Raw genomic sequence first — 17,554 nt, forward strand, 5'->3', positions numbered from 1 at the left:
GTCAGGTCAGGTCAGCTCGGCGAGCCAGCGCTCGACGGCGTCGGCGGTGCTGCCGGAGTGGTCCTCCAGCACCGAGAAGTGGTCGCCGGGAATGTCGGCGCTCTCGTGCGGCAGGCGCCAGAAGGCGCGCCAGTCGGGGCCGCCGGGCCGCCGCACGGTGCCGGGCAGCGGCTGGTCGGCGCGCAGCAGCAGGGTGCGGGTGGTGACCGGCTCGGGCTGCCAGGGGCCGAAGGTGCGCAGGTAGGCGCCCATCGCGGTGAGGCCGGTGTCGGTCAGGGTGAGGTCCTGGGTGCCGAGCCGGTCCAGCATCCCGTTGATCATCGCGGGCATCCACCACTCCATGCCCGGCACCTCGCCGGTGTCCATCGGGTAGGAGTCGACCAGCACCAGCCCGGCCGGCCGCACCCCGCGCCGCTCCAGCTCGGCGGTGACGGCGTGCGCCACGCACCCGCCGAGCGAGCGCCCCAGCACCGCGAACGGCCGCTCCCCGTACAGCTCCTGCACGGCGTCGGCCTGCAGCCGGACGAACGCCTCCACCGAGTCGGGCAGCGCGCTGCCCGGCCGGTAGCCGGGGGCCGGCAGCGCGTGCGCGGTCAGCCGGCCGGCCAGCGCCTGCCCGAACCGCGCGTACTCGTGCGGGCCGGAGAGCGCGGTCAGCGCGGGGAAGCAGACCAGGGGCAGCGGGCCCGCGCCCTCGGCCAGCAGCACCGGCGGCAGGCCGTGCCCGGCCCGCTCCGCGCTGTCGAACGGGGTGCGCAGCTCCGAGGCGGAGACCAGCACCTGGGTGGCGGCCGGGATGTGCCCGGCCCGGCACAGCTCCAGGTAGACCGCGGCCAGCGGCTCCGCCGGGGCGGGCGCGCCGGCGCCGCGGTGGCGGAGCAGCTCGCCGTGCAGGTGCTCGGCCAGGGCGCGCGGATCCGGGTGGTGGATGGTGAGCGCGCCGGACAGCCGCAGCCCGGTCGTGGCGGACAGCCGGCCGCCGAGCTCCACGGAGGTCAGCGAGTCGAAGCCGTGCTCGACGAACGCCGCCTCGGCGGGGAGCGCGCCCGGGTCGGCGTGCCCGAGCACCGCGGCGGCCTCGGTGCGCACCAGCAGCAGCACGGCGTCCAGCAGTTCGGGGCCGTCCAGCTCGGCGTGCCGGTGCGCCCAGTCGGCCCGCTCGGCGGCGTGCGGCGCGGGGAGGGCGGGGCGGGTCGGATCGGTGGCGCGGGTGACCTCGGAGTCCAGCCAGAACCGGGTCCGCTGGAACGGGTAGCCCGGCAGGTCGATCCGACGGGGCGTCAGCTGACCGAACGGGCCGGCCCAGTCGACGGGCGCACCCGCCGCGTGCAGCCGCCCGACGGCCTCCAGCAGGGTCTGCGGCTCCGGCCGGTCCCGGCGCAGGGCGGCCGCCAGCACGGCCGGGCGGGGGCGCTGCGCCGGCTCCTCGGCGGCCAGCGCGTCGCCGGCGAGCGCGGTGAGGATGCCGTCGGGGCCGAGCTCCAGGAAGCGGGTGGCGCCCTCGGCCCGCAGGGCCCGCACGGCGTCCAGGAAGCGCACCGGCTGCCGGGCGTGCGCGGCCCAGTGCTCCGGGTCGGCCAGTTCGGCGGCCGAGGCCAGCCGCCCGGTCAGGTCGGAGGCCATCGCGGTGTGCGGCTGCCGGAACGCCAGGCCCTTCAGCACGGTGCGGAACTCGTCCAGCATCGGATCCATCCGGTGCGAGTGGAAGGCGTGGCTGACCCGCAGCCGGGTGGCCCGGCGCCCGCGCGCCCGGAAGGCCGCGGCGACCGCCTCGACCTCGGCCTCCTCGCCGGAGACCACCACCGCGCGCGGCCCGTTGACCGCGGCCAGGCCCACCGCCCCGCCGTACCCGTCGAGTTCGGCGGCCACCTCGTCCTCGGCCGCCTCCAGGGCGGCCATCGCCCCGCCGGGCGGCAGCTGCTGCATCAGCCGCCCGCGGGCGGCCACCAGGGCGGCGGCGTCGGTGAGTTCGAGCATCCCGGCGGCGTACCCGGCGGCCAGCGCGCCGATCGAGTGGCCGGCCACCAGGTCCGGGCGCACGCCCCAGGAGTCGAGCAGCCCCAGCAGCGCCACCTGGAGGGCGAACAGCGCGGGCTGGGCGTACTCGGTGCGGTTCAGCAGCTCGGCGTCGCCCGAGCGCAGCACGGCGTCGGCGACCGAGAACGGCAGCTGGCGGTCGAGTTCGGCGGTGACGGCGTCGAAAGCCCGCGCGAACTCGGGGTACTGACGGTACAAGTCGGCGCCCATACCGGGGCGCTGGCTGCCCTGGCCGGTGAACAGGAAGGCCGTCCGACCGCCGGCGGCGGGGGCGAGCGGCCCGCTCGCGTCGGCGAAGGCCGCCAGCCGGGTGGCGGCCTCGGCGCCGTCGGCGGCCGCCAGCACGGCGCGCAGCGGGTGCCGGGGGCGGGCCGCCAGCGACCAGGCGAGCTCCGCCGGGTCCGGCGCGCCCTCGCCGCGCAGTAGCTCGGCGACCTGCCGGGCCTGGGCCCGCAGCGCCCCTTCGGAGCGCGCGCTCAGCACCCAGGGCAGCGGACCGCCGACCTCCGCAGGCGGTGCCTCCTCGGGTTCGTCGGCCTGCTCCAGGATCACGTGCGCGTTCGTCCCGCTCACCCCGAAGGCGGAGACCCCGGCGGTGCGCGGCTGCCCGGTGTCCGGCCAGTCCTGACGCTCCGTCAGCAGGCGGACGCCGCCCTGCGCCCAGTCGACGTGCGGGGTCGGCTCGTCCACGTGCAGGGTGCGCGGGAGGCTGCCGTGGCGGATCGCCTGCACCATCTTGATCACCCCGGCGACGCCGGCCGCCGCCGCGGTGTGGCCCAGGTTGGACTTCAACGAGCCGAGCCAGAGCGGGCGTTCGGCCCGCCGTCCGGCGCCGTAGACGGCCTGCAGGGCCTGCGCCTCGATCGGGTCGCCGAGGGTGGTGCCGGTGCCGTGGCCCTCGACCGCGTCGACCCGGTCGGGGGTGAGCCCGGCGTCGGCCAGCGCCTGGCGGATCACCCGCTGCTGGGCCGGTCCGCTCGGGGCGGTCAGGCCGTTGGAGGCGCCGTCCTGGTTGACGGCGGTGCCGCGGACCACGGCCAGCACCCGGTGCCCGTTGCGCCGGGCGTCGGAGAGCCGCTCCAGCACCAGCAGTCCGGCGCCCTCGGCCCAGCCGGTGCCGTCGGCGGCGGCCGCGTAGGAGCGGCAGCGGCCGTCGGGTGAGAGGCCGCGCTGGCGGGAGAACTCGATGAAGCCGGTCGGCGAGGACATCACGGTGGCGCCGCCGGCCAGCGCCAGGTCGCTTTCGCCGGCCCGCAGCGAGCGCACGGCCAGGTGCAGCGCGACCAGCGAGGAGGAGCAGGCGGTGTCGACCGTGACGGCCGGGCCCTCGAAGCCGAAGGTGTAGGCGATCCGGCCGGAGGCGACGCTGGCCAGGTTGCCGATGCCCAGGTGGCCCTCCAGCTCGGCGGGGACCGCGCCGGGGCGGGTGTGGTACTCCTGCGCGGTCAGTCCGGCGAACACGGCGGTCCGGCTGCCGCGCAGCCCCTCCGGGTCGAGCCGGGCGTGCTCCAGGGCGTGCCAGGCGGTCTCCAGCAGCAGCCGCTGCTGCGGGTCGGTGGCCAGCGCCTCGCGCGGCGAGACGCCGAAGAACGCGGCGTCGAACTCGGCGGCGTCGAGCAGGAACCCGCCGTGCCGGGCGTAGCTGGTGCCCAGGGTGGCCGGGTCGGGGTCGTAGAGCGCGTCCGCGTCCCAGCCCCGGTCGGCGGGCCACTCGCCGATCGCGTCGCGCTCCGCGCCGAGCAGCTCCCACAGCTGCTCGGGCGAGTCGGCGCCGCCGGGCAGCCGGCAGGCCATGCCGATCACGGCGACCGGTTCGCTGCGCTGGTACTCGACCTGCTCCAGGCGGCGCTGGGCCTCGCGCACGTCGGCGAGTGCGCGGCGCAGGTACTGCCGCAGCTTCTCCTCATCGGCCATCGTCGCCACTCCTTCCGGTGGTTGCGGTGCCGGCGGCGGGCCGGGCACGGTCGAGTTCGGCGAACAGCTCCTCGTCGCTGGCGCTCGCCAGGTCCAGCTCCTCGTCCGGCGCGTCGTCCGGAACGAGCCGGGACTCGCCGTCCGGGCCGAGCCGGGCGGCCAGTGCGGCGAGCCGCGCGGCAAGTTCCCGCCGGTCCTCGGCGGTACCGGGCAGGGACCGCTCCAACAGGTCGAGCAGCTGCGGCAGTTCGGGGCCGCCGGCGGCGAGCTGCTCGTCCAGGTGGGCCGCGATCGCCGCGGGGGTCGGCTGGTCGTAGACCACGGTGGCGGGCAGCCGCAGGCCGGTGGCGGCGGCCAGCCGGTTGCGCAGGTCGACGGCGGTCAGCGACTCGAACCCGAGGTCGCGGAAGGCCCGTTCGGCGAGCACCTCCTCGACATCCGCGTGGCCGAGCGCGGCGGCCGCCTGACGGCGCACCAGGTCGAGCAGCTCGGCCCGCCGCTCCTCGGCGGTGAGTCCGGCCAGCCGGGCGGCCAGCCGCTCGCCGGGCGCGCCGTCCGCCGGCTCGTCCGTGTCGCCGATGCCGGTCGCCAAGGCCGTGGTGAGCGGGCCGAGTTCGACGTCCAGCCAGTAGCGGCGGCGCTGGAACGGGTAGGTCGGCAGCGCGGTGGGCACCGAGCGGGCGCCGGCCAGCGGCCCGCCGAGGTCGACCGGCGCGCCCTGGGTGAGCGCGGCGCCGGCCGAGAGCAGGAAGCGGTCCAGGCCGCCCTGGTCGCGGCGCAGCGTCTCGATCGCGGCGCCGGCGAACTCGCCCGCCTCCAGGGTGTCCTGGATCGCGCCGGTGAGCACGGGATGCGGGCTGACCTCGACGAACAGGGTGCGGCCCGCCTCGGCCAGGCGCTGCACGGCGGGCGCGAAGCGCACCGTCTGGCGCAGGTTGCGGTACCAGTGGGCGGCGTCCAGCTCGCCGCCCTCGATCGGCTCGGCGGTGACGGTGGACCAGATCGGCAGGTGCGCCGGGCCGGGCCGCACCGGCGCGAGCGCGGCCAGCAACTCCTCGCGCACCTGGTCGATCACGGGGGAGTGGCCGGCCAGGGTGGCGGCCCGCAGCCGCTTGGCGCGCACGCCCTCGGCGGTGCACTGGGCGACCAGCTCGTCCAGCGCCGCCTCCTCGCCGGCCACCACCACGGCGTTCGGGCCGTTGACGGTGGCCACCGCGAGCCGGTCCGGCCAGGCGGCGAGCCGCCGTTCGGCCTCGGCCAGCGGCAGCGCGACCGAGGCCATCGAGCCGCGACCGACCAGGGTGGCCAGGATCCGGCTGCGGGCGGCGACGATCAGCGCCGCGTCGTCGAGGGTGAGCGCCCCGGCGACGGTGGCCGCGGCCACCTCGCCCTGGCTGTGCCCGACCACGGCGTCCGGCCGCAGCCCGTACGACTCCCAGAGCGCGGCGAGCGCCACCAGGACGGCCCACAGCGCGGGTTGGGCGACCTCGACCCGCTCCAGCTGGGCCGCGCCGTCGCGCTGGCGCAGCACGTCGAGCAGGTCGAAGTCCAGGTGCGGCGCGAGGGCGCGGGCGCAACTCTCGATCCGCTCGGCGAACACCGGTGCGCTGTCCAGCAGTTCACGGGCCATGCCGGCCCACTGGGAGCCGTGGCCGGGGAACACGAACACGGTGCGGGGCGCGCCGTCGGCCCGGCCCTGGACCAGCTCGGCGGCCGGCTCGCCCGCGGCCAGGGCGCGCAGGGCGGTGGCGGCGGCGGCCGGCTCGGCGGCCACCACCACGGCGCGGTGCTCGAACCGGGCCCGGCCGGCCAACAGGGTGTGCGCCAGGTCGGCGGGCGCCTCGGTGGACTCGGCCAGGTGCTCGGCGAGTCGGCCGGCCTGCTCGGCGAGGGCGCCGGCCGTCCGGGCGGAGAGCACCCAGGGCAGCGGACCGTCGCTCGGCTGCTGCGGGGCCGGCTCGGCCGCCGGCGGCTGCTCGATGATCACGTGCGCGTTGGTGCCGCTCACCCCGAAGGCCGAGATGCCCGCGCGGCGCGGCCGGCCGGTCTCCGGCCACTCCTGACGCTCCGTCAGCAGCCTCACGCCGCCCGTGCCCCAGTCCACCTCGGGAGCCGGCTCGTCGACGTTCAAGGTGGCGGGCAGCCGGCCGTGGTGCAGCGCGCCGACCATCTTGATCAGCCCGGCGACGCCCGCCGCGGCCTGGGTGTGCCCCAGGTTGGACTTCAACGAGCCCAGCCAGAGCGGCTGCTGCTCCGGCCGGTCCGGGCCGTAGACGGCCAGCAGCGCCTGTGCCTCGATCGGGTCGCCCAGCTGGGTGCCGGTGCCGTGCGCCTCCACCGCGTCCACCTCCTGCGGGGTCAGCCCGGCGGCGGCCAACGCCTGCCGGAGCACCCGCTGCTGGGCGGGCCCGTTCGGCGCGGTCAGGCCATTGGAGGCGCCGTCCTGGTTGACGGCGCTGCCGCGCACCACCGCCAGCACCGGGTGCCCGTGGCGCCGGGCGTCGGAGAGCCGCTCCAGCATCAGCAGGCCGACCCCCTCCGCCCAACTGGTGCCGTCCGCACCGGCGGCGAACGCCTTCACCCGCCCGTCCGGCGCGAACGCGCGGTGCCGCGAGGTGGCCACCATCCCGGCGGGCGAGGCCATCACGGCCACCCCGCCGGCCAGCGCCAGATCGGCCTCACCGGAGCGCAACGCCTGCGCGGCCAGGTGCAGGGCGACCAGCGAGGAGGAGCAGGCGGTGTCCACCGTGACGGCCGGACCCTCGAACCCGAAGGCGTACGAGATCCGCCCCGAAGCCACGCTGGCAGCGCTGCCGTTGTGCAGGTAGCCCTCCAACTCCTCGGGCAGCTCCCGCAGTCGGCCCGCGTAGTCGTTGTACATCACGCCGGTGTAGACCGCGGTGCGGCTGCCCCGCAGGCCCGCCGGGTCGATGCCGGCCCGCTCGAAGGCCTCCCAGGCGGTCTCCAGCAGCAGCCGCTGCTGCGGGTCGGTGGCCAGCGCCTCGCGCGGCGAGATGCCGAAGAAGGCCGGGTCGAACTCGGCGGCGTCGTGCAGGAACCCGCCGTACTGGGTGTAGGTGTGGCCAGGCCGGTCCGGGTCCGGGTCGTACAGCGACTCGTTGTCCCAACCGCGGTCGGTGGGCCACGGGGTGATCGCGTCCCGCCCCGCGTCGACCAGCTCCCAGAGCTGCTCGGGGGTGCTCACCCCGCCGGGGAAGCGGCAGCTCATCGAGACGATGACCACCGGGTCCAGCTCGTCGGGCCGCCCGCCGGCCACGGTCGGCAGCTCGGCGGTGCGCTGCTGTCCGCCCGGCAGCAGGGCGTCCAGCTCGGCGGCCAGCGCCAGCGCGGTGGGGTGGTCGAAGACCAGGGTGGCGGGCAGCCGCAGGCCGCTGGCCGCCGTCAGCCGGTTGCGCAGCTCCACGGCGGTCAGCGAGTCGAAGCCGAGCTCCTTGAACGCCCGGTCGGGCGCCACCCCGTCCTGATCGGTGCGGCCCAGCACGACGGCGGCCTCCCGGCGCACCAGCGCGAGCAGCTCCGCCTGCCGCTGCCGGGCGTCCAGGCCGCGCAGCCGGCCCGCCAGGCCGCCCTCGCCGCCGGTGGTGCCGGCGCCACCGGCGGTCGGCCGGGCGCGCTGCGGCCGGGCCAGCACCGCGCGCAGCACCGGCGGCACCAGCGCCGGATCGGCGTCCGCGCGCAGCGCAAGAGGCACCGGCAGCGGGTGGCCGCTGCGGACCGCGGCCGTGAACAGCGCCAGCCCCTGATCGGCCGTCAGCGGCCGCACGCCCTGCCGGGCGAGTCGGGCCAGGTCGGCGCCGCCCAGGTGACCGGTCAGGTCGCTGCCGTCCGCCCACAGGCCCCAGGCCAGCGAGGCGGCGGGCAGCCCGGCGGCGCGCCGGTGCACCGCGAGGGCGTCCAGGAAGGCGTTCGCGGCCGCGTAGTTGGCCTGCCCCTGGACGCCGAGCACGCCCGCCGCCGAGGAGAACAGCAGGAAGGCCGACAGTTCGGCGTCCCGGGTCAGCTCGTGCAGGTGCCAGGCCGCGTCGACCTTGGGCCGCAGCACGGTCTCCAGCCGGCCCGGGTCCAGTGCCGTCACCAGGCCGTCGTCCAGCGCGCCGGCGGCGTGCACCACGGCGGTCAGCGGCCGGTCGGCGGGGATGCCCGCCAGCACGGCGCGCAGCGCCTCCCGGTCGGCGGCGTCGACGGGGACGGCGGTGGCGTCGGCACCGAGCTCGGCCAGCTCCGCCAGGAACTCGGCCGCGCCGGGGGTGTCCGCCCCGCGGCGGGCCGCCAGCACCAGGTGCCGGGCACCGTGCTCGACGACCAGTCGGCGGGTCACCAGCCGGCCTAGCAGGCCCAGGCCGCCGGTCACCAGCACCGTGCCGTCGGGGTCGAGCAGGCGAGCCGCGCCCTGGTCCGCCGGTGCGGCGGGCAGCGCGGTCAGCCGGGGCACCCGGGCCGTGCCGCCGCGCAGCGCCAGCTGGGTCTCCCCAGCGGCGGTCGCGGCGGCGAGCGCGCCGGGCAGGGCGCGCCGCGACTCGGCGGCGTCGTCGAGGTCGACCAGCAGCAGCCGGTCGGGGTGCTCGGCCTGGGCGGAGCGCAGCAGGCCCCAGACCGGGCCGAGCGCGGGGTCCACGTCCTCGCCGGCCACGGAGACCGCCGCCGTGGTGGCCACCACCAGCCGGCGGTCCGCCAGTTCGGGCTCAGCGAGCCACTCCTGAACGACCGTCAGCACCGTGTGCAGCGCCTGCCGGGCCCGCTCGGGCACGGTGCCCGTGCCGTCGGCGACCACCGGCAGCCAGACGGTGCCGGGCGCCTCGGCGCCGCCCTCGGCCACCGCGCGCGCCACGGCGGCCGGATCCGGGTAGGCCGCGAGCTCCGCGCCGAGCCCGAGCGAGTCGCTGCCGAGCACCGCCCACACCTCGGACTCGGGCTCGGCCGAAAGGAGTTCGGCCCAGCCGGCGACGTGCAGCGGCAGCCCGGCAGCCGGGTCGGCCAGCTGGGCGGCGACGACCGGCCGGGAGGCCAGCGCGCCGACCGCGAGCACCGGCGCGCCGGCCGGGTCGGTGGCGTCCAGTACCACCGTGTCACCGGCGCCGGGGCGCAGCCGCACCCGCAGCGCGGTCGCGCCGCCCGCGTGCAGCCGCACCGCGCTCCAGGCGAACGGCAGCGGCACGCCCTCGCCCGCCGGCCCGGCGGTGGTCAACTCGGCGACGTGGAAGGCCGCGTCGAGCAGCGCCGGGTGCAGCCCGTAGCGGGCGGCGTCGGCCTGCTCCTGCTGCGGCAGCGCGATCTCGGCGAACAGCTCGTCACCGAGCCGCCAGGCGGCGTGCAGGCCCTGGAACAGCGGCCCGTAGTCGCGCCCGGCGTCGGCCAGCCGCTGGTAGAGGCCGTCCAGCGGGACGGCGGTGGCCCCGGCCGGCGGCCAGGCGGTGCCGGCCGTCGACCAGCGGGCCTCGCCGTCGGACGCCGCGGCGAGCACGCCGTGCGCGTGCCGCTGCCAGTCGGCCGCCTCGGCACGCTCGTGCTGCACCCGGGCGTGCACGGCCACCGGCCGCCGCCCGGTGGCGTCGGGGGCGCCGACCGTCACCTGCACCTCGACGGCCTGCTGCCCGGGCAGCACCAGCGGCGCCTCCAGCACCAGTTCGTCGAGCACCGGCAGGCCGAGCTCGTCCCCGGCCCGGACGGCCAGCTCGACCAGGGCGGTGCCGGGCACGATGGTCCGGCCGAGCACCGTGTGGTCGGCCAGCCACGGGTGGGTGGACACGGCCAGGCGCCCGGTCAGGGTCGCCCCGCCGCCCTCGGCGGGCTGCAACACGGCGCCGAGCAGCGGGTGTTCGGCGGCGCGCAGCCCGAGGAAGAGCGGGTCGCCCGACCGGTCGGCGCGCCGCTCCAGCCAGTAGCGGCGGCGCTGGAACGGGTAGGTCGGCAGGTCGACCCGGGCGGCGGGGCGCGGGCCGAGCGCGGGCGTCCAGTCGACCGGCACGCCGGCCACCGCGACCTGCCCGACCGCGCCGAGGAAGCGCGTCAGCCCGCCCTCGTCGCGGCGCAGCGAGCCGGTGGCGACGGTGTCGAGCCGCCCCGCGTCCTCGGCGGTGGCCTGGACGGCGGCGGTCAGCACCGGGTGCGGGCTGGCCTCGACGAACACGCCGTGGCCGCTGTCCAGCAGCCGCCGGACGGCCTCCTCGAAGCGCACCGTCTGCCGCAGGTTGGTGTACCAGTAGGCGCCGTCCAACTGCGCGGTGTCCAGCCAGTCGCCGGTCACCGAGGACAGCAGCGGGGTGTGCCCGGTGCGCGGGGCGACCGGGGCGAGCGCGGTGGCCAGCCGGGCGCGGATCCGCTCGACCGGCGCGGAGTGCGAGGCGTAGTCGACGGGCACCCGGCGGATCCGCAGCTCCTCCCGCTCGCCAAGCGCGACCAGCTCGTCCAGCGCGGCGGGCTCGCCCGCGACGACCACCGCCGCCGGGCTGTTCACCACCGCGACCGACAGCCGCTCGCCCCAGGGCGCGATCAGCTCCTCGGCCCGCTCGCGCGGCAGCGGCACCGAGGCCATGCCGCCGGTGCCGGCCAGCTCGACGATCGCCTGGCTGCGCAGCGCCACCACGCGCGCCGCGTCCTGGAGGGTCAGCGCCCCGGCGACGTAGGCGGCGGCGATCTCGCCCTGGCTGTGCCCGACCACGGCGTCCGGGCGCACCCCGTAGGACTCCCACAGCGCGGCCAGCGACACCATCACCGCCCACAGCGCGGGCTGCACCACGTCCACCCGGTCGTAGCCGGGCGCGCCCTCGCGCCCGCGCAGCACGTCCTCCAGCGACCAGTCGACGAACTCCGCCAGGGCCTTCTGGCAGGCGGCGATCTGCTCGGCGAACACCGGTGCGGTGTCCAGCAGTTCGGCGGCCATGCCGAGCCACTGGGCGCCCTGGCCGGGGAACACCAGGACCACCTTGTGGTCGGCGCCGGCCCGGCCGAGCACCGCCGTGGACGGCTCCCCGGCGGCCAACGCGTCCAGCGCGGCGAGCAGTTCGGGGGCGTCCCGGCCGACCAGCACGGCGCGCTCCTCGAACGCGGTGCGCTCGGCGACCAGCGCGTGCCCCAGCGCGGCCAGCGCCGCCGGCTCCGCGCGCTCGTGCTCGGCCCGCACCCGGGCCGCCAGCGCGGCGGCCTGCGCGCGCAGCGCCTCGGGGGTGCGGGCGGACAGGGTCCACGCCACCGGGCCTGACGGAGCGTCAGTGACCGCCGGCTCCGCGTCCGGCTCCGGCGGCGCCTCCTCCAGGATCACGTGCGTGTTGGTGCCGCTGACCCCGAACGCCGACACGCCCGCCCGGCGCGGCCGCTCGCCGCGCGGCCAGGCCCGGTCCTCGGTGAGCAGCCGGACCGCGCCCGACTCCCACTCCACGTGCGGGGTCGGCTCGTCCACGTGCAGGGTGCGCGGCAGCACCTGGTGCCGCAGCGCCTGGACCATCTTGATGATGCCGGCCGCGCCGGCCGCGGCCTGGGTGTGCGCCAGGTTCGACTTGACCGAGCCGAGCCACAGCGGCCGCTCGGCGTCCCGGCCCTGGCCGTAGGTGTCCAGCAGGGCCTGCGCCTCGATCGGGTCGCCGAGCCGGGTGCCGGTGCCGTGCGCCTCGACCGCGTCGATCTCCCCGGTCGCCAGCCCGGCGTCGGCCAGCGCCTGGCGGATCACCCGCTGCTGGGCCGGGCCGTTGGGCGCGGTCAGGCCGTTGGAGGCGCCGTCCTGGTTGACGGCGGTGCCGCGGACCACGGCCAGCACCCGGTGCCCGTTGCGCCGGGCGTCGGAGAGCCGCTCGACCAGCAGCAGCGCCACGCCCTCCGACCAGCCGGTGCCGTCCGCGCCCGCCGCGAACGCCTTGCACCGGCCGTCCGGCGAGAGCCCGTGCTGCCGGGAGAACTCGACGAAGATCGACGGGGTGGTCATCACCGTCACCCCGCCGGCCAGCGCCAGGTCGCACTCGCCGGAGCGCAGCGCCCGCACCGCCAGGTGCAGCGCCACCGAGGAGGAGGAGCAGGCGGTGTCGACGGTGACCGCCGGGCCCTCCAGGCCCAGGCTGTAGGAGATCCGGCCGGAGGCCACGCTCGCCGCGTTGCCGACCGCCAGGTAGCCCTCCAGCTCCTCCGGCGCGGTGCCGGCCGGCGGCGGGTAGTCGTTGCCGTTGGTGCCGACGAACACGCCGGTGTTGGAGCCGTGCAGCTCGCCCGGCCGGATGCCGGCCCGCTCGAACGCCTCCCAGGCGGTCTCCAGCAGCAGCCGGTGCTGGGGGTCGCTGGCCAGCGCCTCGCGCGGCGAGATGCCGAAGAAGTCGGCGTCGAAGTCGCCGGGCGCGGCCAGGAAGGCGCCGTTGCCGGTGTACGAGGTCCGCGGGTGGTCCGGGTCGGGGTCGACCAGCGAGTCCAGGTCCCAGCCCCGGTCGGTCGGGAACCCGCCGACCGCGTCGCCGCCCTCGGCGACCAGCCGCCACAGGTCCTCCGGCGAGTCGACCCCGCCGGGGAAGTGGCAGGCCATGCCGACGATCGCCACCGGCTCGCTGTCGCGCTCCTTCGCCTCGCGCAACTCGCGGCGTGTCTCGTGCAGTTCGGCGGTGACCCGTTCCAGGAGGTACCGCATCCGGCCGTCGTTCAAGGTTCCATCCTTCGTAGGGGCGGCTGTTCGTGTGGCAGGACCGGTGAGGGTCAGGAGATGCCGAGTTCCCGGCCGATGAAGTCGACCAGCTCGTCGTCGCTCGCCGCGGCCAGGCCCTCGCTCAGCGCGGAGCCGCGCCGGACGCCGGCCAGGGCGCCGAGCCGGTCCAACACCTCGTCACGTGACGGGTCGTCGGGCTCCAGCGCGGCCAGCAGCGGTTCCAGCCGGTCGAGTTCGGCGAGCAGTGCGCCGCCCGCCCCGGCGCCGGCCGGGCCGGGCAGGCCCAGGCGGTCCAGCAGCTGCTCGGCCAGGGCCTGCGGGGTCGGGTGGTCGAAGACCAGGGTGGCGGGCAGCCGCAGGCCGGTCAGCCGGCCCAGGCGGTTGCGCAGCTCCACCGTGGCGATCGAGTCGAACCCCTGGTCGCGCAGGCCGCGCTGCGGGGCGACGGTGTCGCCGTCCCGCCGGCCGAGCACCGCGGCGGCCTCGGCGCGCACCCGGAGCAGCAGCTGCCGGGCGCGGTCCGCCGCTGCCAGCGGCGCCAGCTCCGCCCGCAGCCCGGCGCCCGGGTCCGCGCCGCCCGCGGGCTCGGCGGCGCCGCCAGGCGCGCCCGCGCCGGGCAGCAGCTCGGCGAGCAGCGGGTGGGGGCGCACGGCCGCGAGGGCCGGCCAGTCGGCCGCCGCGACCAGCAGGTGCGGGGTCTCCTCGGCCAGCGCCCGGTCCAGCGCGGCCAGGGCGGTGTCCGGATCCATCGGCAGGTAGCCGCTGCGCCGGCTCTGCCGGGCGGCCTGCGGGGCGGCGATGCCCTCGCCCGCCCACAGCCCCCAGGAGATCGAGGTGGCGGGCAGGCCGGCGGCCCGGCGGTGCAGCGCCAGCGCGTCCAGGTAGGCGTTGCCGGGCGCGTAGTTGCCCTGCCCGGGCAGTCCGGTCAGCGAGGCGGCCGAGGAGAACAGCACGAACGCCTCCAGGTCCAGCCCCCGGGTCAGCTCGTCCAGGTGGCGGGCGCCGAGCGCCTTCACCCGCAGCACCCGGTCCAGCTGGGCCACCGTCAGCTCGCCCAGCGTGGCGTCGTCCAGCACCGCCGCCGTGTGCACCACGGCGGTCAGCGGCAGGTCCGGCGGCAGCTCGGCGAGCAGGCGGGCCACCGCCTCGCGGTCGGCCACGTCGGCCGCCGCGAAGCTCACCGCGCCCGCACCGAGCCCGGTCAGCTCCGTCGCCAGCTCGGCGGCCCCGGGGGCCGCCGCGCCGCGCCGGCTGACCAGCAGCAGGTGCTCGGCGCCGCGCCGGGCCAGCCAGCGGGCGGTGTGCCCGGCCAGGGCGCCGGAGCCGCCGGTGATCAGCACCGTGCCACGCGGTGCGGGGAGCTTCTGGGGGTCAGTCAGTTCAGTGTTAGACGCTTGGACCACCCGACGGGCAAACAGGCCCTCGGCCCGCACCGCGAGTTCGGCCTCCGCGCCATTCGCGAGCAGCGCCTGCACCGCGCGGGCGGCGGCGCGCCCGCCGGGCTCGGCGGGCAGGTCGAGCAGGCCGCCCCACAGCGGGGTCTCGGCGGCGGCGACCACCCCGAGGCCCCAGACCAGCGCACCCGTCGGCTCGGCCAGCGGATCGCCGGGCCCGGTGGCGACCGCGCCTGTGGTCACCGACCAGAGCGGCGCCTCGATCCCGGCCGTCTCCAGCGCCTGGAGCAGCGTCAGCGTGCCCGCCAGGCCGCCCGGCACCGCCGGACGGTCCGCGACCGGCGCGGACGCCAGCGGCAGCAGCGAGAGCACGCCCGCCACCGGTGCGTCCCCGGCCCGCGCGGTGCGGGCCAGGACCTCGGCCAGCTCCGCGCGGTCGGCATCCGGCGCCACCTCGATCGGGTCGACCGCCGCACCGGCCCGCGCCAGCGCGCCCGCCAGCAGCTCCCGCCAGATCGCCACCCGCTCGGCCTCCGCCGGGCCGAGCCCGCCCGCCCCGGGCAGGGCGAGCAGCCAGCGGCCGGCCGAGCCCGCCGGCTCGCCCTCCACCACCGGACGCCACGCCACCTGGTGGCGCCAGCCGTCGAGTTCGCCGTCCCGCTCGCGCGCCGCGCGCCATCCGGCCAGCGAGGGCAGCACCGCGCCCAGCGCCGACCGCTCGGCCTCGCCCTCGACCCGCAGCAGCTCGGCCAGGGCGGCGACGTCCTGCCGGGCGATCGCCGACCAGAAGCCCTCCTCGCCGGGCGCGGACGCCGCACCGGCCTCGTCCTCGGGCGCCTCGGACCAGTACCGCTCGTGCTGGAAGGCGTAGGTCGGCAGTCCGTCCGCCGTGCCGGGGACGCCGCCGAGCACGGCCGTCCAGTCCACCGCCGTGCCCCGGGCGTGGACCGTGCCGAGGGCGGCGAGCAGCGTCTCCAGCTCGGGACGGTCGCGGCGCAGCAGCGCGGCCACCGCAGGCTCGGGCCGGGAGTCGTCCGGGTCACCGTCCAGGGCCGCCCTGGTGAGGGCGGTGAGAACGCCGTCCGGGCCGAGTTCCAGGTAGCCGGTCACGCCGTCGGCCGCCAGCCCGCGCGCCGCGTCCAGGAAGCGGACCGCCTGCCGGGCGTGCGCCGTCCAGTACTCCGACGTCAACGGGCGGGTCGCGTCGAACAGTTCGCCGTCGAGGGCGGAGCGGATCGGGATCCGCGGCGGGTGGTGCGGCAGGGCGGCGGCGATCCGGGCGAACTCGGCGGCGATCGGCTCCATCAGCGGGGAGTGGAAGGCGTGGCTGGTCCGCAGCCGGCTGACCCGCAGGCCGAGTGCGCGGAACCGGTCCGCCAGCACCAGCACCTCAGCCTCCGCGCCGGAAACCACCGTCGAACCGGGCGCGTTGACCGCGGCGACGGCCACCACGCCGTCCAGCTCCGCCAGTTCGGCCAGCACCTGCTCCTCGTCGGCCTCCACCGCCAGCATCGCGCCGCCCTCGGGCAGGGCGTCCATCAGCCGGGCGCGGGCGGCGACCAGGGTGACGGCGTCGTCGAGGGTCAGCACGCCGGCCACGTGCGCGGCCGTGATCTCGCCGATCGAGTGCCCGGCGAGCCGGTCGGGCACCACGCCCCAGGACTCCAGCAGGCGGTAGAGGGCGGTTTCCAGGGCGAAGAGGGCGGGTTGGGTGTAGGCGGTGCGGTTGAGCAGGGCTGATTGGGGGGTGTCGGGGGCGGCGAACAGGATGTCGTGCAGGGGGTGTTCGAGGTGGGGTTCGAAGGCTTTGGTGACGTCGTCGAGGGCGGCGGCGAAGGCGGGGATGGTCTGGTAGAGCTCGTGGCCGGCGCCGGGGCGTTGGCTGCCCTGGCCGGTGAAGAGGAAGGCGGTGCGGGCGTTGCTGAGCGCCTCGCCTGTCGTGGCGGTCTCGCCGGTGGCGAGGGCGGTGAGGGCGGTGAGTAGGGCCTCGTGGTCGGTGCCGGTGACGACGGCGCGGTGCTCGAAGTGGGTGCGGGTGGCGGCCAGTGCGCGGGCCGTGCTGACGTGGTCGGTGGTGCTCGCTTCGAGCAGGCGGGCCGCCTGGGCGCGCAGGGCTGCCGGAGTGCGGCCGGACAGCACCCAGGGCACCACGGGCAGGTCCAGGGCCGGCTGGTCGACGGCTGCCGCCGCGGGTGCTTGTTCGAGGATGAGGTGGGCGTTGGTGCCGCTGATGCCGAAGGAGGAGACGCCGGCTCGGCGGGGTCGGTCGAGGTCGGGCCAGGCGCGCTCGGTGGTGAGGAGGGAGATTCCGGCGTTCCAGTCGACGAGGGTTGACGGTTCGTCGGAATGGAGCGACTTGGGGAGGATGCCGTGGCGTAGGGCGGCGACGGTCTTGATGATGGCGCCGACGCCGGCGGCGGCCTGCATGTGGCCGACGTTGGACTTGAGCGAGCCGACCCACAGGGGTTCGCCGGTGCGGTCGCGTCCGTAGGCCTCGACCAGGGCGGCGGCCTCGATCGGGTCGCCCAGCGTGGTCCCGGTGCCGTGCGCCTCGACGACGTCGACCTCACCGGCCGTCAGGCCGGAGCGGCGGAGCGCCTCGGCGATCACCCGCTGCTGCGCCCGGCCGTTGGGCGCCGTCAGCTGGCTGCTGCGGCCGTCCTGGTTCACCGCGCTGCCACGGATCACGGCGAGCACCTGGTGGCCGTTGCGCTCGGCGTCCGAGAGCCGCTCCAGCACCAGCACGCCGACGCCCTCGGCCCAGCCCGTCCCGTCGGCCCCGGCCGCGAACGAACGGCACCGGCCGTCGGGGGAGTTGGCGCCCTGCCGGCTGAAGTCCACGAAGGTCGCCGGGGTGGACATCACGGTGACGCCGCCGGCCAGCGCCAGCGTGGCCTCGCCGCTGCGCAGCGCCTGAGCGGCCAGGTGGATGGCCACCAGCGAGGAGGAGCAGGCGGTGTCGACGGTGACGGCCGGGCCCTCCAGGCCGAGCGTGTAGGCGATCCGCCCCGAGACCACGCTGCCCGCGCTGCCGACGACCAGGTACCCCTCCAACTCCTCCGGCGCGCGCCGGAACCGGGAACCGTAGTCGTGGTACATCACCCCGGCGAACACGCCGGTGCGGGTGCCGCGCAGGTCGGCGGGGCGGATGCCGGCCCGCTCCAGGGACTCCCAGGCGACTTCGAGCAGCAGCCGCTGCTGCGGGTCCATCGCGGCGGCCTCGCGCGGCGAGACGCCGAAGAACTCGGCGTCGAACTGCCCGGCCTCGTACAGGAACCCGCCCTCGCGGGTGTAACTGTGGCCGGACTTCTCCGGGTCCGGGTGGTAGAGCTCCTGCGGCCAGCCGCGGTCCGCCGGGAAGGCGCCGATCGCATCCCGGCCCTCCCGCACCAACTCCCAAAGCTCCTCAGGGGAGTTCACCCCGCCGGGGAACCGGCCCGCCATCGACACGATCGCGATCGGCTCGGACTCCCGGGCCTCAAGCTCGCCCAACCGGCGGTGGCTCTGCCGCAGCTCGGTGGTGACGCGCTTGAGGTAGTCGCGCAGCTTCTCCTCCGTCGTGGTGCTCATC

1 protein-coding gene and 2 pseudogenes are annotated in these 17,554 nt (G+C 77.4%); all 3 read right to left on the bottom strand.

Annotated features, from left to right (window positions below; all coding sequences use genetic code 11):
* Positions 1-6: 6 nt before the first annotated feature.
* A pseudogene (locus FHX73_RS37945) lies at positions 7-3,951 on the bottom strand (type I polyketide synthase); the annotation flags it as partial.
* Between the two features lie 297 nt (positions 3,952-4,248).
* Positions 4,249-12,589 (bottom strand): annotated as a pseudogene (locus FHX73_RS46840) (type I polyketide synthase); the annotation flags it as partial.
* A gap of 50 nt (positions 12,590-12,639) precedes the next feature.
* Positions 12,640-17,553, bottom strand: a complete 4,914-nt coding sequence (locus tag FHX73_RS37955) for a type I polyketide synthase (protein WP_145910595.1) — start codon at positions 17,551-17,553, stop codon at positions 12,640-12,642.
* Position 17,554 lies beyond the last annotated feature (1 nt).

It is taken from the genome of Kitasatospora viridis (assembly GCF_007829815.1).
Classification (GTDB): Bacteria; Actinomycetota; Actinomycetes; order Streptomycetales; family Streptomycetaceae; genus Kitasatospora; species Kitasatospora viridis.

Bases quoted from the DNA above. Each gene is read 5' to 3' on its own strand.
- FHX73_RS37955 (WP_145910595.1), bottom strand. From the start codon at position 17,553: ATGAGCACCACGACGGAGGAGAAGCTGCGCGACTACCTCAAGCGCGTC.